The 21,348-nt window shown below is 54.5% G+C and carries 15 protein-coding genes and 1 pseudogene; 14 read left to right on the top strand and 2 right to left on the bottom strand.

Features of this window, described 5'->3' with window-relative positions; translation table 11 throughout:
* Window positions 1-68 precede the first annotated feature (68 nt).
* Complete coding sequence (locus tag DL346_RS19840) at window positions 69-1,451, bottom strand: aminotransferase-like domain-containing protein (protein ID WP_112884128.1); 1,383 nt, start codon at window positions 1,449-1,451, stop codon at window positions 69-71.
* Between the two features lie 111 nt (window positions 1,452-1,562).
* Between DL346_RS19840 and DL346_RS19835 the strand changes: the two genes are divergently transcribed.
* On the top strand, window positions 1,563-2,000 hold the full coding sequence (locus DL346_RS19835; protein ID WP_112884127.1) for a GNAT family N-acetyltransferase: 438 nt from the start codon (window positions 1,563-1,565) through the stop codon (window positions 1,998-2,000).
* 187 nt (window positions 2,001-2,187) lie between these two features.
* Here DL346_RS19835 and DL346_RS19830 read toward each other — a convergent pair whose 3' ends face one another.
* A complete protein-coding gene (locus DL346_RS19830; protein WP_112884126.1) occupies window positions 2,188-3,084 on the bottom strand; it encodes a VOC family protein in 897 nt (298 codons plus the stop codon).
* A gap of 173 nt (window positions 3,085-3,257) precedes the next feature.
* Here DL346_RS19830 and DL346_RS29920 point away from each other — a divergent pair.
* The 13 genes and pseudogenes from DL346_RS29920 to DL346_RS19765 all read left to right on the top strand — a co-directional run.
* Window positions 3,258-3,647 (top strand): annotated as a pseudogene (locus DL346_RS29920) (discoidin domain-containing protein); the annotation flags it as partial.
* Between the two features lie 50 nt (window positions 3,648-3,697).
* Complete coding sequence (locus DL346_RS19820; protein ID WP_133257542.1) at window positions 3,698-4,018, top strand: hypothetical protein; 321 nt, start codon at window positions 3,698-3,700, stop codon at window positions 4,016-4,018.
* 78 nt (window positions 4,019-4,096) lie between these two features.
* Complete coding sequence (locus DL346_RS19815; RefSeq protein ID WP_112884631.1) at window positions 4,097-4,681, top strand: DUF4256 domain-containing protein; 585 nt, start codon at window positions 4,097-4,099, stop codon at window positions 4,679-4,681.
* A gap of 131 nt (window positions 4,682-4,812) precedes the next feature.
* Window positions 4,813-5,436: a hypothetical protein gene (locus DL346_RS19810; RefSeq protein WP_112884123.1), complete on the top strand. Its 624-nt coding sequence runs from the start codon at window positions 4,813-4,815 to the stop codon at window positions 5,434-5,436.
* A gap of 238 nt (window positions 5,437-5,674) precedes the next feature.
* The gene (locus tag DL346_RS19805; protein ID WP_112884122.1) at window positions 5,675-13,411 is read left to right on the top strand and encodes an S-layer homology domain-containing protein; all 7,737 of its coding nucleotides are present in this window, start codon (window positions 5,675-5,677) and stop codon (window positions 13,409-13,411) included.
* A gap of 204 nt (window positions 13,412-13,615) precedes the next feature.
* Window positions 13,616-14,152 (top strand): cupin domain-containing protein, encoded by a 537-nt coding sequence (locus DL346_RS19800; protein ID WP_112884121.1) that lies wholly within the window; start codon window positions 13,616-13,618, stop codon window positions 14,150-14,152.
* Between the two features lie 76 nt (window positions 14,153-14,228).
* Window positions 14,229-14,780 carry a helix-turn-helix domain-containing protein gene (locus tag DL346_RS19795; protein WP_112884120.1) on the top strand — a complete coding sequence of 184 codons (552 nt, stop codon included), beginning with the start codon at window positions 14,229-14,231 and terminating at the stop codon, window positions 14,778-14,780.
* Between the two features lie 258 nt (window positions 14,781-15,038).
* Window positions 15,039-16,130, top strand: a complete 1,092-nt coding sequence (locus tag DL346_RS19790; protein WP_112884119.1) for a Gfo/Idh/MocA family protein — start codon at window positions 15,039-15,041, stop codon at window positions 16,128-16,130.
* A 27-nt stretch (window positions 16,131-16,157) separates the two neighbouring features.
* Entirely contained in the window at window positions 16,158-16,520 is a 363-nt protein-coding gene (locus DL346_RS19785; RefSeq protein ID WP_112884118.1) for a cupin domain-containing protein, read from the top strand.
* A 128-nt stretch (window positions 16,521-16,648) separates the two neighbouring features.
* The gene (locus tag DL346_RS19780) at window positions 16,649-17,191 is read left to right on the top strand and encodes a histidine phosphatase family protein (protein ID WP_112884117.1); all 543 of its coding nucleotides are present in this window, start codon (window positions 16,649-16,651) and stop codon (window positions 17,189-17,191) included.
* Window positions 17,192-17,226: 35 nt separating this feature from the next.
* The gene (locus DL346_RS19775) at window positions 17,227-17,925 is read left to right on the top strand and encodes a DNA alkylation repair protein (RefSeq protein ID WP_112884116.1); all 699 of its coding nucleotides are present in this window, start codon (window positions 17,227-17,229) and stop codon (window positions 17,923-17,925) included.
* A 102-nt stretch (window positions 17,926-18,027) separates the two neighbouring features.
* Complete coding sequence (locus tag DL346_RS19770) at window positions 18,028-20,076, top strand: hypothetical protein (protein ID WP_112884115.1); 2,049 nt, start codon at window positions 18,028-18,030, stop codon at window positions 20,074-20,076.
* Window positions 20,077-20,288: 212 nt separating this feature from the next.
* The gene (locus DL346_RS19765) at window positions 20,289-21,320 is read left to right on the top strand and encodes a LysM peptidoglycan-binding domain-containing protein (protein ID WP_240633361.1); all 1,032 of its coding nucleotides are present in this window, start codon (window positions 20,289-20,291) and stop codon (window positions 21,318-21,320) included.
* Window positions 21,321-21,348: the final 28 nt, after the last annotated feature.

The raw sequence follows: 21,348 nt of genomic DNA, 5'->3' as shown, positions 1-21,348 counted from the left end.
ATGCTGAACCGTATCACAAGTAACGGCAAGTTTTTGCAGGATTCCTTGCGGGGCTTTAGCGACGACTTCTAAATCCAAGTAATGGCTGATCGGCTGAATTTGATTGTACTTCTTTGGCTCATTAGCTCGTCGGCCGTCTGGCGAACGATCCGGATGCCGTCCTCAATCTCTTGTTCATTCGTGCGAATAATGCTGAGGCGCCAGCTGTTCGCGCTTTCCACACTAGGAAGGTAGCAATGCATCGTAGGAAAAACATGCACGTCCTTCTGACGAAGGGCCGCGGCCAGCTCCTCTGCCGCCAGATGATGAGGCAGCTCGAGTTGCGCAAATATACCGCCGGTTGATTTGCTTAGACGAAAACCCTCGTTCAAATAGCGGCTGCATGCCTGCTGCAGAGCCTTCATTCGAATGCCATAGCGTTCTCTCATCATGGCGGCGTGGCGCTGAAACAATCCGCTGCCCAGATGAATCTCCAAAGCGGCTTGCGAAAGGGCGGCTGTGCCTAAATCGCACGACGATTTGTACATACGGAACAAAGTGGTTAAGGCTTCGGGTAGTACAGCGGCACCGAGTCGCAGGCCGGGCAGCATTATTTTGGAAAAGCTTCGGATGTAGATGACGCGGCCCGAATAATCATAGCTGCAAATGGGATCGGCTTTGCTGTCCGTTTCCAAGTCTGCGAGATAGTCGTCCTCCACGATATACACATCGTATTTCTCCGCCATGGATGCGATTGCTTCTTTCTCCCGACGTGACAAGCTGGTTCCGAGCGGGTTGTGGTATCGGGGGACCGTATAAAAAAACTTAATGGAATTGTTCCGAAAATGCCGTTCCAGTTCATCAAGGTCAAGGCCTGATTCCGTTCGAGCAATTCCGATTGCGGTTACCCCGAGGAGGCTCATTAATTTCAACATTCCGGCATAGCAGGGCTGTTCGACCAAGATCGCCGATTTCCCATTCGGGAATGGCATGGAGGCAAGCAAGTGAAGAGCTTGTTGGGCGCCGGAGACGACGCAGATTCGTTCGGGTCCAGCAAAAATTTGAGAAGACGCCAGGTGCTGGGATATAGCCTCTCGTAGAGATGGAAATCCGAGCGGATCGCCGTATGTAAAGAGGCGATCTCCGTATAGCTGTACCGCTCGGTTCAACCCGTGCTGAATTTCATCATAGGGGATAATACCAGGATCCGGAGCAGCCACGGCAAAATCAATTCGCCCTCCCGGCCGATCCTCAGACTTGGAGGAACGAACAATAACGTAGTGGCCACTCTTCGGTACCGAGTAAATCAGGTGTTCTTTTTCCAATTCATCGATGGCTCGGATTACGGTGTTTTTACTGCACTTCCAATGTTCACTAAGCTCTCGGATGGACGGTAATTTACCGCCCGGCTTGATCGACCCGCTGTTAATCTGTTGTTTCAGATCGTCCTTCACATTCTCGTATTTAGTCATTTTTCCACCCTAATCTGTATGGGTATAGTCGCTAAATAATTCATTATCCACTTCCAACTGTTACCATTATACTATACGCATTACGAATGGTGAACTATAGGAGGTATACAGATGGAGTGGATTCATGATAGCCTGCCTTACAGAATCAGTGACAGTGTGGAAGAGCTGCAGCCGGATATGATCATTGCATTATTGAAGAGCAGTTATTGGGCCGCGGAACGGTCGGAAGAAACCATCATGAAAAGCTGGAAAGAATCGCTTTGTTTTGGAGTTTACAGCGCGGACGGGCTTCAAGTAGGTTTCATGCGGATTGTAACGGATGGAGCAACCTTTTCCTGGATGTGCGACGTGATCGTTGACTCCGGATATCGCGGAAAAGGACTCGGCAAATGGATGATGGCTGTTTTGGTCGACCATCCTCGCATTCGCCATACGTCTATTTATCTCGGTACACGAGACGCGCATGGACTCTATGAGAAGTACGGCTTCGTACGACGGGAAATGATGGTCCGCAGTACAGCTCGATACCTACTGGATAACGATGATTGAATAAGAGAGATAAAGAAAGAGCCATCCCGTGAGGATGGCTCTAAAACTTGCCGTTACAGACAGCGCGGAGAACCGTACCACAAGTAATGGCAAGTTTTTTGGGGTAAAACGTGCAGGAGCCTGTTAAAGCGTGTTGAGCGGCATGGGATTGCTTGAACCGTTTTTAAGCTAACGTGCAGTTCATTACTTAGGAGATATTACTTCTTCTCATTCCTCCAAGAATAATGCTATACCCGTCTGGATCTAAAATTTGTGCATTTACAAAGTCCCAGCCATCCTCTGAACTTTCAGTTGGTTCCATTCCAATCGTACCGCCTTTTCCTCGTACCTCATCAACGATAAGAGCCACATCTTCCCATGGCGTATGAACGAAAGTATCCCAGGGTTCATCCGGGCCTTCCCACGTATTGGGGATGCCTTTAATTTTTGCGGAAAGGGCATTGGGTCGTACATCATGCGGTGATACTGCCTGCTGTAAAATCACTTCCATTTCGCCGCGTCTTGCATATCCCCAGTTGTTCACCTCATCGCATCCTAATACATTGCTGTACCATTCCATTGACTTCTTCAAATCGGAGACAAGACGTACTTGATACGTCTTTTTAAATATAGATTCTTGATCGTGATTCATTTGTTCGTCTGTCTGAAGACGCCTCGCGCTTAAAACCATGTTGTATCCGTCCAGGTCAGAAATATGAGCTTTCTTGTAAGTATGGCCTCCGTGCGAGTACTCAAAAGGTTCAATCGCGATTTTACCGCCGTTACTGCGAACTTCCTCGACAATGTAATCCAGGTTTTCCCACTTCACGTAAATCAACGAATCCCAACCATAATCCGGGCCATCCCATTCTGTAGGATAATCGGAGTGCTTCTTCGGCACAGTGTTTGGACGAATATCCTCCGGTGAAGCAGCCTGTAATAAAATAATCCCCATGCCTTCCCTTGTAGCATGGCCCCACCCGCTAATATCGTTACATTTCAACACATCGCGAAACCATTCCTGAGACTTTTTAACATCGGATACTAGACGTACTGGGAACGTTAATTCAAATTTCCCTTTTCTGGTCGCATCTTTAAAAGCCAAAATTCACAGCTCCTTTAGCTTGGTTATATTACCAAAAATATCTATTCGTTAAATTTGTTCTATTTCCTCTAGAACGATAGTTGAACAAGCGAGATCAAAGAAAGGGCCATCCTGCAAAAGGATGACCCTAAAACTAGCAATTACAGACAGCGCGGTGGTCGGTTAAGGCCTCCAGCTATGCGCCCGGTCATGAGCCGGTATATGCGATCGATAACTATATCCGTACGTGGTGGGAAGCGGCCGATTCGCGTACAGCGCAGTGGATCCGCGTTGACCTGGGACGTGAATACGAGGTTTATTCAGCACGCACACTGTTTGCCGACAGAGGGCTGGATTATGATGCGGGGATCGCACCCGGTCCGTATCCATACAGGATCGAAGGTTCGATCGATGGGGTAGAATGGTTCACCCTAATTGATAAATCCGATAATACGATCGACCAGCATATCGTGTATGACACTTGGGGACCGAAGCGGGCCCGCTTTGCCCGGCTGTTCATCATTGCCGCACCGCGGGGGATGCGTATCGGCGTATGGGAGTTTACGGTTTTCGGTCGGCCGTGAAGGTGAGCATAATAGCTCATCGGCGAAGATCCCGCTGATATGGAAAACTGATGACGACGGAATTTTCGGCGGGAGAAGCGAAAGAGGTGCTCCACGGGCACCTCTTGGCTGAGAAATCGGCGGGAGAAGCTAAAGAGGTGCTCCACGGGCACCTCTTGGCTGAGAAACCGGCGGAAGAAGTGAAAGAGGTGCTCCACGGGCACCTCTTGGCTGAGAAACCGGCGGAAGAAGCGAATGAGATGCTTTACAGGCACCTCGTGGCTGAGAAACCGGTTTTATTTGAACGCGAGCGACACTGCACCAATGACCAATTGCCATGCCCTCCTTTAACAAGGAAGGGCTTTTTTATTCCCCCTCACTTTGCGCTATAATTGGGATGATATTGTCTGAAACGGAGAGAGAAGATGTGTGTTGCTCACTAGGAGCAAGCCTATTTGAAGGGAGAAATGATGATGACAACGAGTCCCATCAGCAGTAAAAAGGAGTTATCTCCGGAACAACGAGAAGGACTGCTTAAAACATTGAAAGCTCGTTTTGAGAAAAACATGAACCGCCATGATGGCCTTAAATGGGCTAACGTACAAGCAAAGCTCGAAGCAGCTAAACCGGAAAAATTATGGTCGCTGAATGAAATGGAGAGTACCGGCGGCGAACCGGATGTCATTGGTCTTGACAACGAAGCGGACGAGTACGTGTTTTACGATTGTTCAGCGGAAAGTCCTAAGGGCCGCAGAAGTCTTTGTTACGACCGTGAAGCGCTGGAGTCGAGGAAAGAACATAAGCCGCAAAACAATGCGGTGGAGATGGCATTCGACATGGGTATTGACCTTTTAACGGAAGACCAATACCGGGAGCTGCAGAACCTTGGAAACTTCGATTTGAAAACGTCGAGCTGGGTGAAAACGCCCGCTAGCATTCGAAAACTCGGCGGAGCCATCTTTTGCGATCGTCGCTATGACACTGTCTTCGTGTACCACAATGGAGCAGAGTCCTACTATGCGGCTAGAGGGTTCCGTGGGTCGCTAAGGGTTTAAACGTTTGCTTCAAGAGGGGATCTTTTCAGAGATCTCCTTTTTCTTTTATAAAAAATCTAACCCAGGAGCCCGTCCCTCCTTGATACAAAAGTCATACAATAAAGGATCAAGCATCAAGGAGGTGACTTAAATTGACTATGTTAGAAAGAACGAGAATTATTAGCAGCAACTCTACGACTTTCGTAGCAACGGATAGAGCAACGGCAATTGCCAATGCAAGAGCCAATTCGGGTACCTTAGCAACCGACGTGGGGCGTGTTGCGGCACAATGGCCGCGATTGCTGCCGTACGCGAACGATAATAGCGGCAGCTTTACGAAGGCGCCTCCATCCTATGTTTGGGGCTCGTCTACTACCACTCCCCAACTCCTTTTTTTCGCTGTTTCACCCAGCGTTTTCGGATTGAACACTGACAATCAGGTTGTTTTAAATTTAACAGTATTTTGCGATAATGCACATGACGTACAGATCGACCTTTTCGATAATACTAGCGGGGACTTATTTACGTCCCTCACTCCCGCAGGCAATCTTACCGATGGATTATTAGATCCGAATACCGGAGTTGTCGATGATGTACCCTTTAACTGGCTAAATGTTCGCTACTATTCTCAATTCAGTACATCCGTTCCTGCTTCACGTAACGGACATACCTTTCAGCTTGTCGTATCGTTCGCAGCCGTTAACTATTCTATTAGTCCGCCCTCGTTTAATCCGGCAGCACTGGCTTTCGCTATTGATGTTTATCTCTCGATTTAGCGGTGGACAAGTCTCAATAAAGTTTCATTTAAAAGCACATCCAAATGGTTGTGCTTTTCTTATGCCTAAGCAGCGTGCCGCCGTATGCCGCAAGCCCTTCGATTAATCCCCGTCTACTGCCGCAAGCTATAAATATTCGTCATTCGACATCAAAATTCGACAAACATAGAGTGCTACGGTATGTATAATCATTTTTGGGACTTTTTTCAAAATACATATTCGGGAGCGTAGTGATTCTATGAAATTCGCAAGCGCAATGCTGTTCCTTCGCAGTAAGCTGGCCATGCTGCTGGCGCTGTTGCTGCTCGTGACGTCGGCGCTGCCGGCGGCGGCCGCGACAGAGGAAACCTCGGATCCCGGGTCCGTCGACATCGTCTCGGCGGTCAACGAAGCAGCCGGCATCCAGGCAGCCGCCGCGCCGCCTTCCTGGACCGTGCTCGGCAAGCTGAGCCGGGGCTTCCTGAGCTTGATGTACGCGGCAAGCCAACGACCGGTATCCAAGCTAAGCGCGGACGAACGGTACTTGGCCTACATGAGCTACATCATGCAAGATGATACTGGACGTACCGTGGTTCAACTCCATGATCGGCGCACGGGAGAGCTGCTCACGGTCAAGACGCCGGATGCAACCGGCTGGGTGCACCACTTCGACATGACGCCGGACGCCCGTTATGTCGTCTACAGCTACGGCGAGAGCCTTGTGAGTCCGGCCGTCAAGGTCTACTTGTATGACCGGACGACCGACACGCTGGAAACGGTGAACGGGACGAGTGCCGCCAGCGGCTTTGGTTCGTTCAACGCCAATACGGTATCGGTCAGCGCGAACGGCCGTTACGTCGCGTTCGATACGGCGGCGGACGGTCTTGTATCCGGCGATAACGACGGGAAGCGGGACGTCTATCTCTTCGATCGCGAAGCATCCGGCGACAAGCTGCGGCGGATCAGCGTACCGCTGGAAGCAGGCTGGAACGACGAAAGCTTCGACCCGGTCATCAGCGCGGACGGCGGCACGATTGCCTTTGTTTCCACAGCGAAGTTGACGGATCTGGAGGATTACATCGGCACCGAGAGCCTATACCTCTACAATGTGGCAGGCAGCGCGCTTCAGCGCATTACGCAAGGCTATACGCCTGCTCTGAGCGCGGACGGCCGGTACATGGCATTCACGACCTACCGCGACGATCTTGCGGATGGCGACGCCAACGGCCAAGACGATATTTACGTCTATGACCGGACGTCGGATAGCTACAGCCGCGTTTCGCGCCTGCCGAACGGCGGGGAGCAGGAACGTAACAGCCTCTATCCGTCTATCAGTCCGAACGGCGCCTACGTCGCCTATGAGACGGAGGTTACCGTCGGGACGGGAGACGACGTGAGCGAGGAAACGGCGGTGTACGTTGCGGACAGTCAGGGACTGCAGAACGCGAAGCTGGAGGTGCCGGGCGCGGCGGTCACGCTAATCCCGTCCTTGAAGCGGCCGTCCGTTAGCGATTCGGGGACCGTAAGCTTCTATGGCATGTCGCAAGAGGACATCGGCGGCCATCAAATCGCGATGCCGGATTATTTTATCGCCTCGACCGGCACCATGCCGGTTTGGCCGTCCGGAAGCGCGCTGCAAGCGTCGAACGCAGGCGCGGATCAGATCACGCTCGGCTGGCCGACCGTTGCCGGCGCAGAGGGATACGCGCTTTACAAGAACGGCGTGCCGGTTCGCTACGTTCCGGCCGGTGGCGCATCGCCTTCGGTGACCCTAACCGGGCAGGTGAGGGCTGAAGGAATAAGCGATCTGTTCCAGGTCGAGGCCATCGACGCGAATTACCACTGGACGCTTGACGGTCCGTCCTACACTTGGGAGCCGAATGATACGGGAGGCGAGAATCCGCCGCCGGAAGATTTGCCGCTCATCCTGCTCTGGAGCGGCGATCGGACCGACGCGGGCGGACCGTTGAAGCCGGAGAGCGCGATTGACCTGAAGGCCACTGGGACTTCGGGCGTTGAGGCTCAGGTCGAGCTCGCTTACAAGGAAGACGTGGCCGGCACGATCACTCCGAAGACCGCAGCGGTTGTTCTGACCGAGTCTGCGGGAATGAAGGGATCGTTTACCGGATCTTTCAAGCTGCCCGCAAACGCGACGGAACTGACCGACATTACGCTGAAGCAGAAGAGGTCGGACGGCACGACGGCCGAGGAGAAAGCGGATGGGCTGCCCGTACCGGTCGGCGGCGCGCTGTCGGTTACCTTCGCCGGGGCGTCGAAGGAGGAGCTGGCCGGGGCTATCCTTAGCGTCTATGGCAGTCAGAGCCGCAATCAGACGGTTGTGCTCGGCGAAGACGGAGAGAATGGCGATAGCGCTGTTTTCGACGGGCTGTTTCCGGGTGATGACTACGTGGTGGAGCTACGGACGCCGGATTATCAATATGAAATGGGCCGGCTCGAGGGGCTGACGGTTAGGGCCGGCCGTACGACAGAGGTCTCATTGGATGTCGTGGTCCCGGCGCAGGTCCGCGTCCTGACGGTGGATGCGAATGGAGCCCCGGTGGCGAATGTGCCGGTATCGCTATACGACGCCGACCGCAATCTGCTGCTGGCGACGACGACGAACGCGGATGGCGTCACGTATACGCATGAAGGACTGCTGCGGGGCCAGGCCGTGACGGCGGAACTGGAGCTCGGCAATCTCTATTACGAGCTGGCGCCGGATGCGGTCCTGACGAAGACGCTCGCAGGCGGCGTAAACGTGCTCCGCGTGCCGCTGGCGTCGCCTGAGCGAGGAACGCTCGAGCTGACCGTCAAGGACCCTGACGGCAAGCCGCTGTTCAACGCGTACGTCTCGGCAACGCAGACATATAAGGGAAGGCCGGTCGTAACGAATGCGGTCACCAGCTTGGACGGCAGGGTCCGGATGGAGCTGTTCGCCGGTAATGCCGTTATCGAAGCGACGCTCTCGTCGGATCTATACAGCTCGGGCCAGGTAAATGTGACCGTCCCTTCAGGCGCGACGGCGAGCCTCGACATTCCGGTGAAGCGACCGGACACGGGCGTTGTCAAGCTTGAAGTTTACAAGAAAGCGCTCGACACCGATTGGCTGGGACCGCTCAACCTGGCGAACGAAGCGTTCCTTACCCGCGTCGAATCGAAATTCGGCTGGATGAGCTCGTATTACTCGAATGCGTTCAATGTCGCCGGCGGACCGGGTACGCCCGTAAGCGTGTGCGTGTCAGGAGCGATCTACGCCTATGTCAGCCAGTGCAAGAGCGTGACGCTCGACGAACATTCGAACGCGACGGCAGAAATCAGGCTGGAGGAGAAGGGCGCGCGCGTACAGGGAAAGGTGGAGCGCCGCGCGGACATGTATTACAGCGCTGAGATTTATCAAATTAAGCCGGACGGACAGCAGTCGTACGTGGACAATGTTTGGAACGACAGCTTCCGGACGGATCCGTTCAACATCAACGTGCCGGAAGGCGGCACGTACCGGATCGAGTTCAGCCGCAGCTCGGAGGGCGCGGACTACCGGACCCGGTATGAATATGCAACGGCGGAATTCACGATCGAGGAAAATCAAATCAAAAACATCGGGACGATCGCGTTCAGTCCGTCCCGGTATTTTACCAATAAGAAAGGCAACTTCTTCTCGGCGCAGTCGTCGCGAGTCACGCCAGGCGGGACGTTGACGCTGCGGGCCGGCTACCGGAACACGAACGAGGAGACGGCGGAGAACGCCATGCTGGTGCTCGACATTCCGGAAGGAATGACGGTTGTCGGGGACGGCCAGGGCAGCCTGGCGGTAACGGGCGGTGTCGGCGCGGCTGTTATCGAGGGAGGCGCGCTGCGCGTGCCGGTCGGCAATCTGGCCAAGGACCAGGGCGGCGTGGTCACCTACAAGCTGCAAGTGTCGGAAGCCTATGAGAAGCAGACGGCAGCCGCGTCCGCCCGTATCAAGGCGAAGCTAGGGACGGTGAATGTCGAGGAGACGCTGGGTACGGCATACTTGGATACGCCGCGGGTGACGCTGGACGCTCCAAGCCGGCTGGGAAATCCGGAGCGGAAGACGGTGCTGAGCGGCTATGCGCCGGCGGGCAGCGCGCTGGTGCTGTACGATTCGGACGTGCGCATCGGCGGAGCGACGGCGAACGCGGCGGGCACCTGGGAAGCGGAAGTGACACTGATCGATCTTGGCGACTCCGGCTATCACGCGCTTTGGGCCGAGGCGACTTCGAACGGCATAGCGCTGCGCAGCGACAAGGCGTACGTCCAGTACGACCTGAACGGCCCCGAACTGCTGCGGATGGCGATGGCGCAGGCTCCGGCCGGCAAGTGGGTGATGATGGAATCGGGCAAGGACGCGAACGATTTCGTCTATTCCGTTCATCCGGGGGACCCATTCCTCATGGACTTCGAGTTCTCGAAGCCGGATGACGTGGAGAATGTCCGCGTCTACCTGGAAGGCCAGGAGGGCGAGCCGGTTACGGCCGTGCGGTCAGGAGACCTGTTCCGGGTGACGGTGCCGACAACGCGCGACGCGCTGGGCGGCATCTGGGTCGATTACGACGTGAAGCAGCCGGAGAAAGAGTATGACGGGGAGCGGCTGGACCTCGAGCAGTTCCGCGCTTCGCTGCCGGTTTCGATGCGGGATTTCGAGATCGTCTCCAAGACGGACTTCGAAACGGTGGACGGCGTGTTCACCGGTACGGTAGTGCTGCGCTTCCCATCGCTCGGGGGCAAGCGGATGTCGATTACGCTGAAGCTGAACCCGAACTCGACTTACCAGCCAACGGAAGCGGAGAAGGCGCTCGCCGCGAAATCGGGCGTACCGGCCATTCAAAAACGGTTCGATATCGTCGAACAGCCGAAGTCGCTCGGCATTACGATTCAGGGCTACATGCCGAGTAACCTGGTTGCCGATACGTTCCCTGTCTCCGCCGGTCTCGTCTCCTCTAGCCGCATCGCCGCCAAGCTTGGCCGTCCGGCCAAGGCGGGAGACTGGGGCCATACGGCAGAGTACTTTATGGAGATCAAGTCCGATGTGGACGAAGTGAAAGATCAGATCGACGAATACAAGGGCGAGTTCGAGGAGCAGCGGGACAATTACATGGGCTTCGCCGGCAAGGTCAACAAGATCATGTATAACGTCGAGACGAGCGGCATGGATTGCCTCTCGGAGCTGCCTACCACGGTGAAGCAGGGCGGGAAGGCGCTGGCGTCGCTAGTCGTCGGCGAGGTCGCGAAAACCGCGCTCGGCGCATGGACCGGCGCAATGGCGCTGACGGGAGCGCCGGCCATCATCGCCGGCTATGCAACCGACGTGATCGAGGATAAAATCGACAACTACGTCGACGAGCAGATCGATGCGATCGGCACGGGCTACAACCAGTGCAACGACGATTCCGATTCGGACTACTATACGAATCAGATGCGCAAGCGCGGCAAGAAGGTTGCCAAGCCGAAGTGGATTTACGATCCGAGCGGCTATGTGTACGAAGCGGTGAAGAGCAACCCGATTTCGGACGTGACGGCGACGGTCATGATGAAAGACCCGCTCAAGGGCGACTGGAAGGTATGGAACGCAGACGAGTATGACCAGGTGAATCCGCAGCGGACGGACGCCGAGGGCAAATACGGCTGGGATGTGCCGCCGGGCAAGTGGAAGGTCGTCTGGATGAAGGATGGGTACGAGACGGCTTCCAGCGCGGAGCTCGACGTACCGCCGCCGCGGACGGAAGTGAACGCGGGTCTCGTGACGCGGGCAGCGCCACGGATCGAGACGGTGAAGGGCTATGCTGGCGAAAGCAGCTATGTAGACCTTACATTTACGCGTTACCTGGAAGCGGTCGAACTGAAGGATGAAGCGGTCACGCTAATGGATGCGGAAGGTCGTGTCCTTGAATCGACGCTGACCTGGATCGGCAAGGAGCCGAGCGCCGCGAACCCGGATGTTCAGCTGGCGCGGACGATCCGGCTGACGACGAAGCAGCCGCTGACGGCAGGCGGCTCGTACACGGTGCAGGCGAACAGCATTTACATGACTAGCTATGCCGGCGTGAAAATGACGCTCGCCGATGCCTCGACGCCGTTGAACTTTATTGCCGAAGCGCTTGATACGACAGGACCTGCGGTGGCATCGGTTCGCCTCGAGAGCGGCGGCCGCATCATCCGGATCGCCTTCAATGAACCGGTGGCCTCGCTGACGGAAGCGGATACCGCGAAGCTGGCCTTGAACGGCCAGGCGGGCTTCGTCCGTTCGGCTGTCGCGGAAGTGAACCGGGACGGTTCGGCGCCGCGGGAACTGCTGCTGACGCTGGACGGCGAGATCACTAGCGCCGCAGCGTTGACGCTGCCGGCCGGTGCGGTAAAGGACCTGGCGGGCAACGGCTCCGTAGAGGCGACCGTAAGCCTGGCTCCGGCGGGCAATCCACGGCTGTCCGGTCTGACGGTGGGGCAGTATGCGCTGTGTTCGCCGTTTAACCCCGAGGTGCTGGTCTACTGCGTGAAGCTGCCGACGGGAACGAAGACGCTGACGGTGACGCCGACGGCGGCGGATGCGAATGCCGCGCTGTTGATCAACGGAGCGCCGGCTGTAAGCGGGCTGGCTCAGACGATTACGATTCCTGAGGATAATCTTGTGCGGGTTACGGTCGTCTTGAGCGGGGCGCCGGCACGAACGTATACGATTCATGCCGAGTATACGAGCGAAACGGACGGCGGCAACACGCCGCCGGATCCAAACCCGAAGCCTCCGGCAACAGGAGGGGATCCGCTTGATCTGACCGGGCGGGCACTCTTCGTGCGGAAGCCGAACGGTCAAGGCGGCATGTCGGTGTCCGTTGCGCTCAGCAAGGACGCGATTGTGACGGCGCTTGACAAGGCTGCAGGCAATGGCGCGCTCCGGACGCTCTTCGTTGATGTGAAGGAAACGGCGGACGAGGCGGCGCTGCAGTTCCCGGCGGAGCTGGCCGGCATGCTGGCCGAGGCCAAAGCGGTCATAAGTCTCCGGCTGAACGGGTTGAATGTGACGCTGGATCCGGCGGCCATGCCGACGGCGAAGCCCGCGGACGGCGCAATGCTGCGCATGTCGATCGTGCTGACGCAAGGGCTTAGCAAGGAGGCGGAGACGTCCGTCCAGCTGCTAAACCGTGAATGGACGCTGATGTCGTTCGGAACGGCGAGCGTCACGGTCGAGACGGTCAGCGGCGGAAGCGCCGTTCCGGTGACGTTCGGCAAGAAGAAAGGCATCGAAGGCGTCTTTACAGGCACTTTGGACGCTTCGTCGGCTGGGTCCATGCCGAAGGTATACCGGTATGACCCTGCCACTGGACAATGGTTGTTTGCGGGCGGCGCTAAGGTTGCCGGCGGCAAGGGGCTTCAGTTTGACATGAGCACCCCTGGCGTTTATGCGGCGATCCGCTTCCAGAACCGCTTTAAGGATACGGCCAGCCACTGGGCGAAGCCGGACATCGACTGGATGTCGGAACGCTTGCTGGTGAACGGCGTGACGCCGTTCGAATTCCGTCCGGAGAACGAGGTGACCCGCGCGGAATTCACCGCGATGCTCACGCGTGCGATCGGCATGAAGCCGAACCATGCGCCATCCGATTCCGTGTTCGCGGATGTCGAACCGGGCGCGTGGTACGAGAAGGACGTTCGGACGGCCGTTGCGCTCGGCCTGGTAAGCGGCGTCGACGCGAAGCACTTTGCGCCGCAGCGGCCGATCACCCGAGAGGAAATGGCGCTGCTGCTTAGCCGAGCCTATCGGCTTCTGAATCCGGAAGGGACGGAAGCGCCTGATCGCAGCGTGCTGCTCGAGTTCAAGGACAGCGCCCGCATCCACAGCTGGGCGAAGGACGCTGTCGCGCTGACCGTGCAGACCGGTCTGCTGCAAGGCATGCCGAACGGCAGCTTCTCGCCGGACAGCCGCGCGACGCGTGCCCAGGCGGCGGCGGTGCTGGCGCGTTTGCTGAAGAAGCAGGAGCTATAAACGGCAGTACGAATAGATAGTCAGGCTTGATGCAGTGCACCCCTTATAGTGGACATTGGAAAAACACCACCCTGGTGTTTAACCGATGAAAACTATAGGGGGTGTTTTTCGTTATGTGGACGATTGCCCATTTTGCTTACCTGTCACTAGGCAGTTGCATAGGATAAATGGTTATTAATAAAAATCAATGAGAGGTGCATGAGTATGTATCCTAATTCATGCTATCATCAATGGCATTATCCAATGCAATGCCACTGGAATAACATATGGAGTTATGATTGGAATCCCCGCTACTACGACTGGAATAGTCACAACTATAATCCGTATAGAAACATCACGTTGCAAGATTACGGAACAAGTCCATTTGTAGTGAATATTCACCAAGCAGCCAAGCAAAACAACAATTACCGCACCGCTTTATGGACGGGTAAACATTTTCAAGTCACTTTGATGAGTATTCATGCTGGCGAAGACATAGGTTTGGAAGTCCATCCGACGACGGATCAGTTCATACGGATTGAAGAAGGCCAAGGGCTTGTTCAAATGGGCGATAGCAGAGATAAATTGGATTTTCAAGTCATGGCGTACGATGACTATGCAATTATGATCCCTGCTGGAAAATGGCACAATGTAACCAATACAGGCAACCGCCCTCTTAAAGTTTACGTTATCTATGCCCCGCCCGAGCATCCATTTGGTACAGTTCATGAAACGAAAGCACTCGCTCAAGAAACGAGTTAAGAGTATTCCTTGTACAATCGACCTTGTTTATCTATAATAAACAAAGTTGAATGCGAGTATAGGGGATTGAACAACCATGGAGCTAGGGGACAAAATCAAGAAGTTGCGATTGGATCAGAATCGGAAGATTGCGGAAATCGCCGAAGTATGCGGGTTCTCCAAGAGCTTGCTCTCGAAAATCGAAAACGGCAAAACCATTCCTCCCATCGCTACGCTGGTGAAAATCGCGGATGCGCTCGGCACCAAGGTGTCCATTTTGCTGGATGATGAGCAACGGTCGGGAACGATTTATACGCCGCAGGATAAGAGTCACAACCAGTTGGTGAAAACGGAAAAAGGCTACTCGTTTCATGCGTTCGCCGTCGAGCGCGGAGAGAAGCTGATGCAGCCGTATCTGTTCGTGGCCAGGAAGGGCGAAGAGGATCATCGGAAAAGCTTCAGCCACCACGGCGAAGAGTTTATTTTTGTTCTGGAAGGCGAAATGCGCTATACCGTCGGCGCTTCGGAATATAAGTTAGGGCCTGGGGACAGTTTGTATTTTGACGCGATCGAGAAGCATTCGTTATCTCCGATCACGCCGGAGGTCAAATATATATCCTTGTTTACGCAATCGAAAACGGAGAGTTAGGGAGCAATCGCGAGTCCGGAGGCGCTCTCTCATGCTTCCGCGCACACGCTAACCATATAGAAGCCGACAAGCCCGACTGTTAAAACGATGGTGGGCTTCTCTGCAATCGGAGTTAGACAGCATCTGCTGTCTAACTTTTTTTGTTGTCTAGCGTAAAAAGCGATTGCCGACGAGGAAAGCGGCACGATATAATGAATGTGGTTCAACTAAGTTGAATAAAATGAAACGTGTTGAAAATCGAGCGGGGAGGTAAACAGCTTGGAGCATCAGCATATCAAATACAATTTCGAGTACGATCGCAAACTGAAGGTTTGCTTTATCGGCGCCGGCGGACACTCGTTCCGCAATGTGTACCCGACCTTTCAATATGCGCCGGTCGATTTGGCGGCGATTTGCGACGTCAACGGCGAACGAGCCGCGACCTATGCGAGACAGTTCGGGGCGAAATCCGCCTATACCGACTATCGCGAAATGCTGGAGAAAGAGAAGCCCGAAGCCGTGTTCATCGTCACCTCCTATCATCCGGACGGCCGGGTACAGGCGACGGATATCGCCCTTGAAGCGCTGCGCCAAGGCGTCCATGTCTGGATGGAAAAGCCGACGGCTGCAAGCGTTGGCGAAGTAGAGCAGTTAATAAATGCGAGCCGGGAACATAACCGCTATGTAATGACAGGGCTGAAAAAAGTATTCTTCCCGGCAATCGCCAAAGTAAAAGAGATTATTAGCTCGCCGGAGTTCGGCACGCCATCATCGCTCTACATCCGTTATCCGCAGAACATTCCGCCGCTCGCGGAGCGCAAGGACTTAAGAAGACTGACCGGTTTTCTCGATCATATCTACCATCCTGCCGCAATTATCCATTATTTAATGGGCAAGGTTGCCACCATGAGCTTCGAAAGCGAGCCGTTCAACGGCGGATCGGTCACGAACTTCCGATTTGCGTCCGGAGCGGTAGGTACGATGCATATGACGGCCGGCATATCCGGCAGCAGCCCGCTGGAGCGGCTGGAGGTTGTCGGCAGCGGCTGCAACGTCGTGGTCGATAACGGGGTCAACTTGACCTACTACCGTCAAGCGAGCCGCGGGGGCTACGGAAGAACACCGACGTATTTGGTCGACGATGCAGCGGCTCCGCTGCATTGGGAACCGGAGTTTTCGTTAGGGCAGCTGTACAACAAGAACATTTTCCTGCTGGGCTATGTGCCGGAGGTGCTTCATTTCTGCGAGAGCATTCTAGCAGGCCGGCCGCCGCAGAAAGGGACGCTTGAGGATTCGCTCGAGATCATGAAGCTCTTCGAAGCGTACCGCAGCACGCCGGAAGGCGAAAAGGCCGTCATCAACGCCAACTAAAATCCGATTATGGGGAGAATGAGCAAAATGGCTACGATAACAGATCTGTCCGAACAAGATCCGGCTCGATTGTTCGAGCAAGAGTGGGGGACCATTCAATGGCTGTGCGGCCGCGATATCGACCCGGATGCCGAAATGACGTTCGGCATGGTTTATATTCATGCGGGACAGTCCAATCCGAGACACATCCATCCGAATTGCGAGGAAGTGATTTTCGTGCTTTCCGGCGAATGCGATCATACGTTAGGCGACGAAACGTACCATCTGAAGCCGGGGATGATGCTCCGCATTCCGCGCGGCGTCCCGCATAATGCGACAACCACCAGCTGGGAGCCGTGCAGGATGATCATTGCCTATTCCGCGCCTGACCGTCAGACCGTTGGCGAGTAGTAGGGAAGCAAGCGGATCGTTAGAAGGGGGAGGCCGAGGCGACAGGTCTTCTCTTTTTTTGTATCGCCGCATGATGATATGATAGGTTCTGAGAGAAGTGTTGTTCGAGCAGAAGGAGGAACCCGTACATGAAAAACCTCTATGTGGTGCGGCATTGCAAAGCGGAAGGACAAGCACCCGATGCTCCGCTAACCGCTGCAGGCGTACTGCAGGCGGAGAAGCTTGCGGATTTCCTCGCGGATAAAAACATCGATTCGATCATCGCAAGCCCTTTCGAACGAGCTTGCCGAACCCTAGCACCGCTAGCGGAGAAGCTTGGCGTGGACATCATGTTGGATGAACGATTAACGGAGCGGGTCTTATTGGCTGACAACCATCCGGACTGGCGCGACATGCTGCTTAACACATTCGATGACCTGGACTTACGCTATGAAGGCGGGGAGTCTAGCAACGCCGCGATGAATCGTGCCATCGGCGTAGTAAGAGAAGCCCTGAATAGCAAGCACAACAACATTGCGCTCGTTTCCCATGGAAACCTGATCTCCCTCCTGCTTAAGCATTTTGATGACCGTATTGGGTTTAGGGAGTGGGAGTCGATGTCCAACCCGGATGTTTTTCATCTATCTTTCGTTAAGGAAATGCCTAGCATTCATCGAATTTGGGCAGATTGATTGAATAGAGACCAAGTAGAAGGAAGTGTAAAACCATGAACGCAGAAGCCGTTATGCAGGAGCTGGAAGGGCTCGGCAAGGAACGACTCAAGAAAATGTATGTCTCCAACGGGGCGCACGAACCGCTTTTTGGCGTGGCTACGGGCGAGATGAAGCCGATTTTCAAGAAAACCAAAATCAATCAGCAGCTGGCAGAGGAGCTTTATGCTACCGGGAATTATGATGCGATGTATTTTGCCGGTATCATTGCGGATCCCAAAGCGATGACGGCAGCGGATTTTGATCGTTGGATCGATGCAGCCTATTTCTATATGATTTCCGATTTCGTGGTTTCGGTGACCTTGGCCGAAGCGGATATCGCGCAAGACGTTGCGGATAAATGGATCGCAAGCGGTGAGGATCTGAAGATGTCGGCGGGCTGGAGCTGTTACTGCTGGCTTTTGGGTAACCGCAAGGATAATGAATTTTCCAAAGACAAACTTGCAGGTATGCTTGAACGGGTGAAAAATACGATTCATGATGCTCCCGAACGAGCGAAGTATTCGATGAATAACTTCATCACCACCGTGGCGGTATCCTATTTGCCGCTCCATGATAAAGCGGTCGAGATCGCCAAGGCGGTAGGCCCGGTAGAAGTCCAACAGGGCAAGAAGACCATCCACTCTTCCCCGAATATTCAGAAAGCCATTGATAAAGGGCAGATTGGTTTTAAACGCAAGCATGTAAGATGTTAATGGTAATCGATAGCTTTTACAGCTATCTCCTTCATATTGTAAGCGTATTCATGATATAATCCGCACTAGAGTAAGATAATCAGCGAGAGGATGACTTCAACGATGGCAAGCTGGCTCAAGCAAGAATGGACAATCAAGTGGTTCACGCAGAATGAATGGAAGAGCTATCCGCTTCAGCTTGTTGACTCGGACGAGGTTTCGAAAAAACGTTATACAGCAGACCTGCCCGATGTGACAGTGGCTGTTTGCATCAGATATTCCGCAGACCGTTCAACGGGAGTCAGTACGTGCCATGAGGCCGAAATCAGCATTGCGCCAAAGCATGCCGAAGCTGCAGTAAGCGGCATACAGCTGATGATGCCTGTGGGGGCGGACCAAACCTGCGTTTGGAAGCCGCAGCTTGCGCCTAAGGACGATATGGCCATCGGGGATAAAATGTTCCGTTCGCCGGCCATCATCTTCGAGAACGCGGAACGGATGACGGCGCTTGTGCCGGACATTGCCGTGCTCGAGACGGATCGCCTGATCCCGCATATGATGGACTACACGTTAGATGATCACTCGTTGATGTACGGTTTATGCAAATACGAAGAAACAGGACATGTGTACCATAAGCTGACGCCGTCGCCGACTGTCCTGGCGGATCCCCTGTTTGTCCGCTTCTATCTCATCGAGTGGACGAAACAAGCTGATGCCAGAGCAATGGATTACCGCTTCGTAGAGCAGTTTCTATGGGAGACTTTCGCCGAAGAGCGTATGACGGTCGGCGATGCTCTGCAGACGGTGGAAACGCTCAAGCCTTATGCCGAATATGCGTACGGCTGGGCGCTGGACCGGTGGCAGGACGTGACGTGGCAGCAATTCGCGCTGGACGGGGAAGAGGTCGGCGGGGTCGTCTTTATCGTTCGCGCCCGGCAGAAGCCTGGTCTTGGCGAAGAAGACCAATGGCGGGAGCCGAAGAGCTTATGGAATCAAGCGTGGTTCTGCGGCCTTCGCACCGCATACGGCTATGCTCAGTGGGGTCGCAGCAACGGACGTGAGGATTGGGTTCGGAAGTCGGAGAAAGCGCTGAACTTCGCGCTTAGCGCGCCGCAAGCGGACGGGCTGTTCCCGGGTTATTTCCAGGCAGGCGAAGATAACAGCTGGGAAACCGGACGCTGGTACATGTCAGGTCCGCGCCGCCCTGAGGGACACGATCCATTCGTCCATTTGCTGGACGCCTCTTGGACATGTTACTGGCTGCTCAAGTGGCACCGCGACGTACGCGCGGACGAGAGGATCCTGCCATTTGTCCGCCAATACGTGAACCGCTTGTTATCGCTTCAACTGGAAAGCGGCGGTTTTCCGGCATGGGTGAACCCGATCACGTCGGAGGTCTCCCCGTACTTGCTGGAAAGTCCGGAGTCTTCGATGCATATCATGCTGCTTTGCTTATTGAATCAAATCGAACCGGATCCCCGCTATATCGCTGCCGCAGAGCGCGCGGCCGAAATGGTGCTCCGCGATGTCGTCCAGAAAGGGCGATGGGAGGATTTCGAAACCTATTGGTCCTGCTCGAGACAGTGGGAAGGCAAGCAGTACGGCGTTCTTGATGCGCGAAGCGGGCTGTATAACCAGTGTAATTTCGGTTTGTATTGGACATCGGAGGCCTTTAAGGATCTATATGAAACGACCGGCATCGCAAAATGGCTTGATGCGGGCGAGCAGGTGCTGGCCGAGGCGTCGCTTTATCAGCAAATTTGGCAGCCGGCTTTCTTCCCGGTACCGACTGTCGGCGGCTTCGGCGTCATGACCTCCGATGACGAGTGGAATGACGCAAGACAGAGCTTGTTCGCTTTAACGTATCTCGACTATTATCGCCTGACCGGCCGGACCGATTACAGAGCCAGAGCGCTCTGGGCGATGAGAGCCTCGTTCTACATGATGTACTGCCCGCTCAACCCGGAAGTGAAAGCGAAGTACGAGCGCGTGCATCCGCAGTTTGACGAGAACGACTATGGTTTCCATATGGAAAACTTCAATCATCACGACGGTACGGCTGTCGAGGGCCTCGGCGAGTTTACGATTTTTGACTGGGGCTGCGGCGCCGCGGCTGCCTCTCTCGTCGAGTTTGAGCGCAAGCTGCGCAAACTGTCCCAGCCGGTTCATTAACGCGTAACCGGGACTTTCACCCTGCTGCATGACGATGCGCATATGCCAAACTGCTTGGTACCCAAGAACCCGCCTAGAGCGGGTTTTTTTCTTTCTCTCCTACAATTGGATTATTTTACTATTCCCGATGCTGGAAAAGAAGGATTCCTGACGAATGGCGACGAATCTCTGAGCCGCAATTTATACAGACAGAAGGGTGATCATCGTTGGGTATGCAGTCGAAGTGGGTCTTAAGTATCGCAGCATTATTGGTTTTACTATTGAGTTGTCCTAATCCTCTGAGCGCCAAGGAGGATAACAAGAGCTCCATCAGTATTACGTACAGCATTAAATCAGGAGATACGTTATACAGCATCGCGAAGAAGTACTATTTGACCGGGGATTACGAGCGGGTCGCGCGCTTAAACGGATGGGTCCCGAAGGCAAGCCTGAAAGCGGGAGCTGTATTGAAACTGAAAAATCCGCTGATTTTGGATCACTATACGGTCAACGCCGGCGATACGTTGTTTGCGATTACAAACCGCTACTTCAATCGAAGCCAATATAAGAATGCGCTAATGGAGTATAACGGGATATCGGACCCCAATACGGGTTTGAAAATCGGCATGGCGCTAATCGTTCCGATTCCTTCCGGGGAGCAGCGTCATGTCGTTCATGCAGGGGATACGCTGTATAGCTTATCGGCCAAATACTTTAAGTCCATAGACTATCAGCAGGCAATCGCGCGTTACAACGAGATTCAGGAAACGCCGGGGGCGATCAAAGCGGGGCAAGTTTTGCGTATTCCCAATCCGTTTTATGTTGTCTTGGAAGATAGTCCCGGTAAAGAAGTGACGATTGCTTCGGCACTTCCATCCAAGCCATTTTCGATTGAAATCGATATAACGAAAAATAAACTCTATGTCCGATCCGGCGGAAAGCTAGCGAAAAGCTTCGACATTGCCAGCGGCAAGCGCAAAGGGCAAACGCCGACCGGAAGCTTCGAAATCATAACGAAGATCAAGAATCCCTGGTATACGGCCAAAGACATTCCCGGCGGTGATCCGAAAAATCCGTTAGGCAGCCGGTGGCTAGGGCTTAACGTTCCGAATACCCAAGGCAGGACTTACGGGATTCACGGCACGAATGCGCCCGCATCCATCGGCACCAATGCCAGCGCCGGATGCATCCGGATGCTGAACAAGGATGTGGAATGGCTGTACAATACGGTACCGACCGGTACAATTGTTAAGATTCATGCCTAAGGTCCTTCGGTGGTTGAGCGGGGACAAC

Origin of the sequence: Paenibacillus montanisoli, from assembly GCF_003268025.1 — a bacterium.
Classification (GTDB): Bacteria; Bacillota; Bacilli; order Paenibacillales; family Paenibacillaceae; genus Paenibacillus_Z; species Paenibacillus_Z montanisoli.
This window is presented reverse-complemented; position numbering and strand designations above follow the sequence as displayed.

Bases quoted from the DNA above. Each gene is read 5' to 3' on its own strand.
- DL346_RS19840 (WP_112884128.1), bottom strand. From the start codon at position 1,451: ATGACTAAATACGAGAATGTGAAGGACGATCTGAAACAACAGATTAAC.
- DL346_RS19835 (WP_112884127.1), top strand. From the start codon at position 1,563: ATGGAGTGGATTCATGATAGCCTGCCTTACAGAATCAGTGACAGTGTG.
- DL346_RS19820 (WP_133257542.1), top strand. From the start codon at position 3,698: ATGACGACGGAATTTTCGGCGGGAGAAGCGAAAGAGGTGCTCCACGGG.
- DL346_RS19815 (WP_112884631.1), top strand. From the start codon at position 4,097: ATGATGACAACGAGTCCCATCAGCAGTAAAAAGGAGTTATCTCCGGAA.
- DL346_RS19805 (WP_112884122.1), top strand. From the start codon at position 5,675: ATGAAATTCGCAAGCGCAATGCTGTTCCTTCGCAGTAAGCTGGCCATG.
- DL346_RS19800 (WP_112884121.1), top strand. From the start codon at position 13,616: ATGTATCCTAATTCATGCTATCATCAATGGCATTATCCAATGCAATGC.
- DL346_RS19795 (WP_112884120.1), top strand. From the start codon at position 14,229: ATGGAGCTAGGGGACAAAATCAAGAAGTTGCGATTGGATCAGAATCGG.
- DL346_RS19785 (WP_112884118.1), top strand. From the start codon at position 16,158: ATGGCTACGATAACAGATCTGTCCGAACAAGATCCGGCTCGATTGTTC.
- DL346_RS19780 (WP_112884117.1), top strand. From the start codon at position 16,649: ATGAAAAACCTCTATGTGGTGCGGCATTGCAAAGCGGAAGGACAAGCA.
- DL346_RS19775 (WP_112884116.1), top strand. From the start codon at position 17,227: ATGAACGCAGAAGCCGTTATGCAGGAGCTGGAAGGGCTCGGCAAGGAA.
- DL346_RS19770 (WP_112884115.1), top strand. From the start codon at position 18,028: ATGGCAAGCTGGCTCAAGCAAGAATGGACAATCAAGTGGTTCACGCAG.
- DL346_RS19765 (WP_240633361.1), top strand. From the start codon at position 20,289: ATGCAGTCGAAGTGGGTCTTAAGTATCGCAGCATTATTGGTTTTACTA.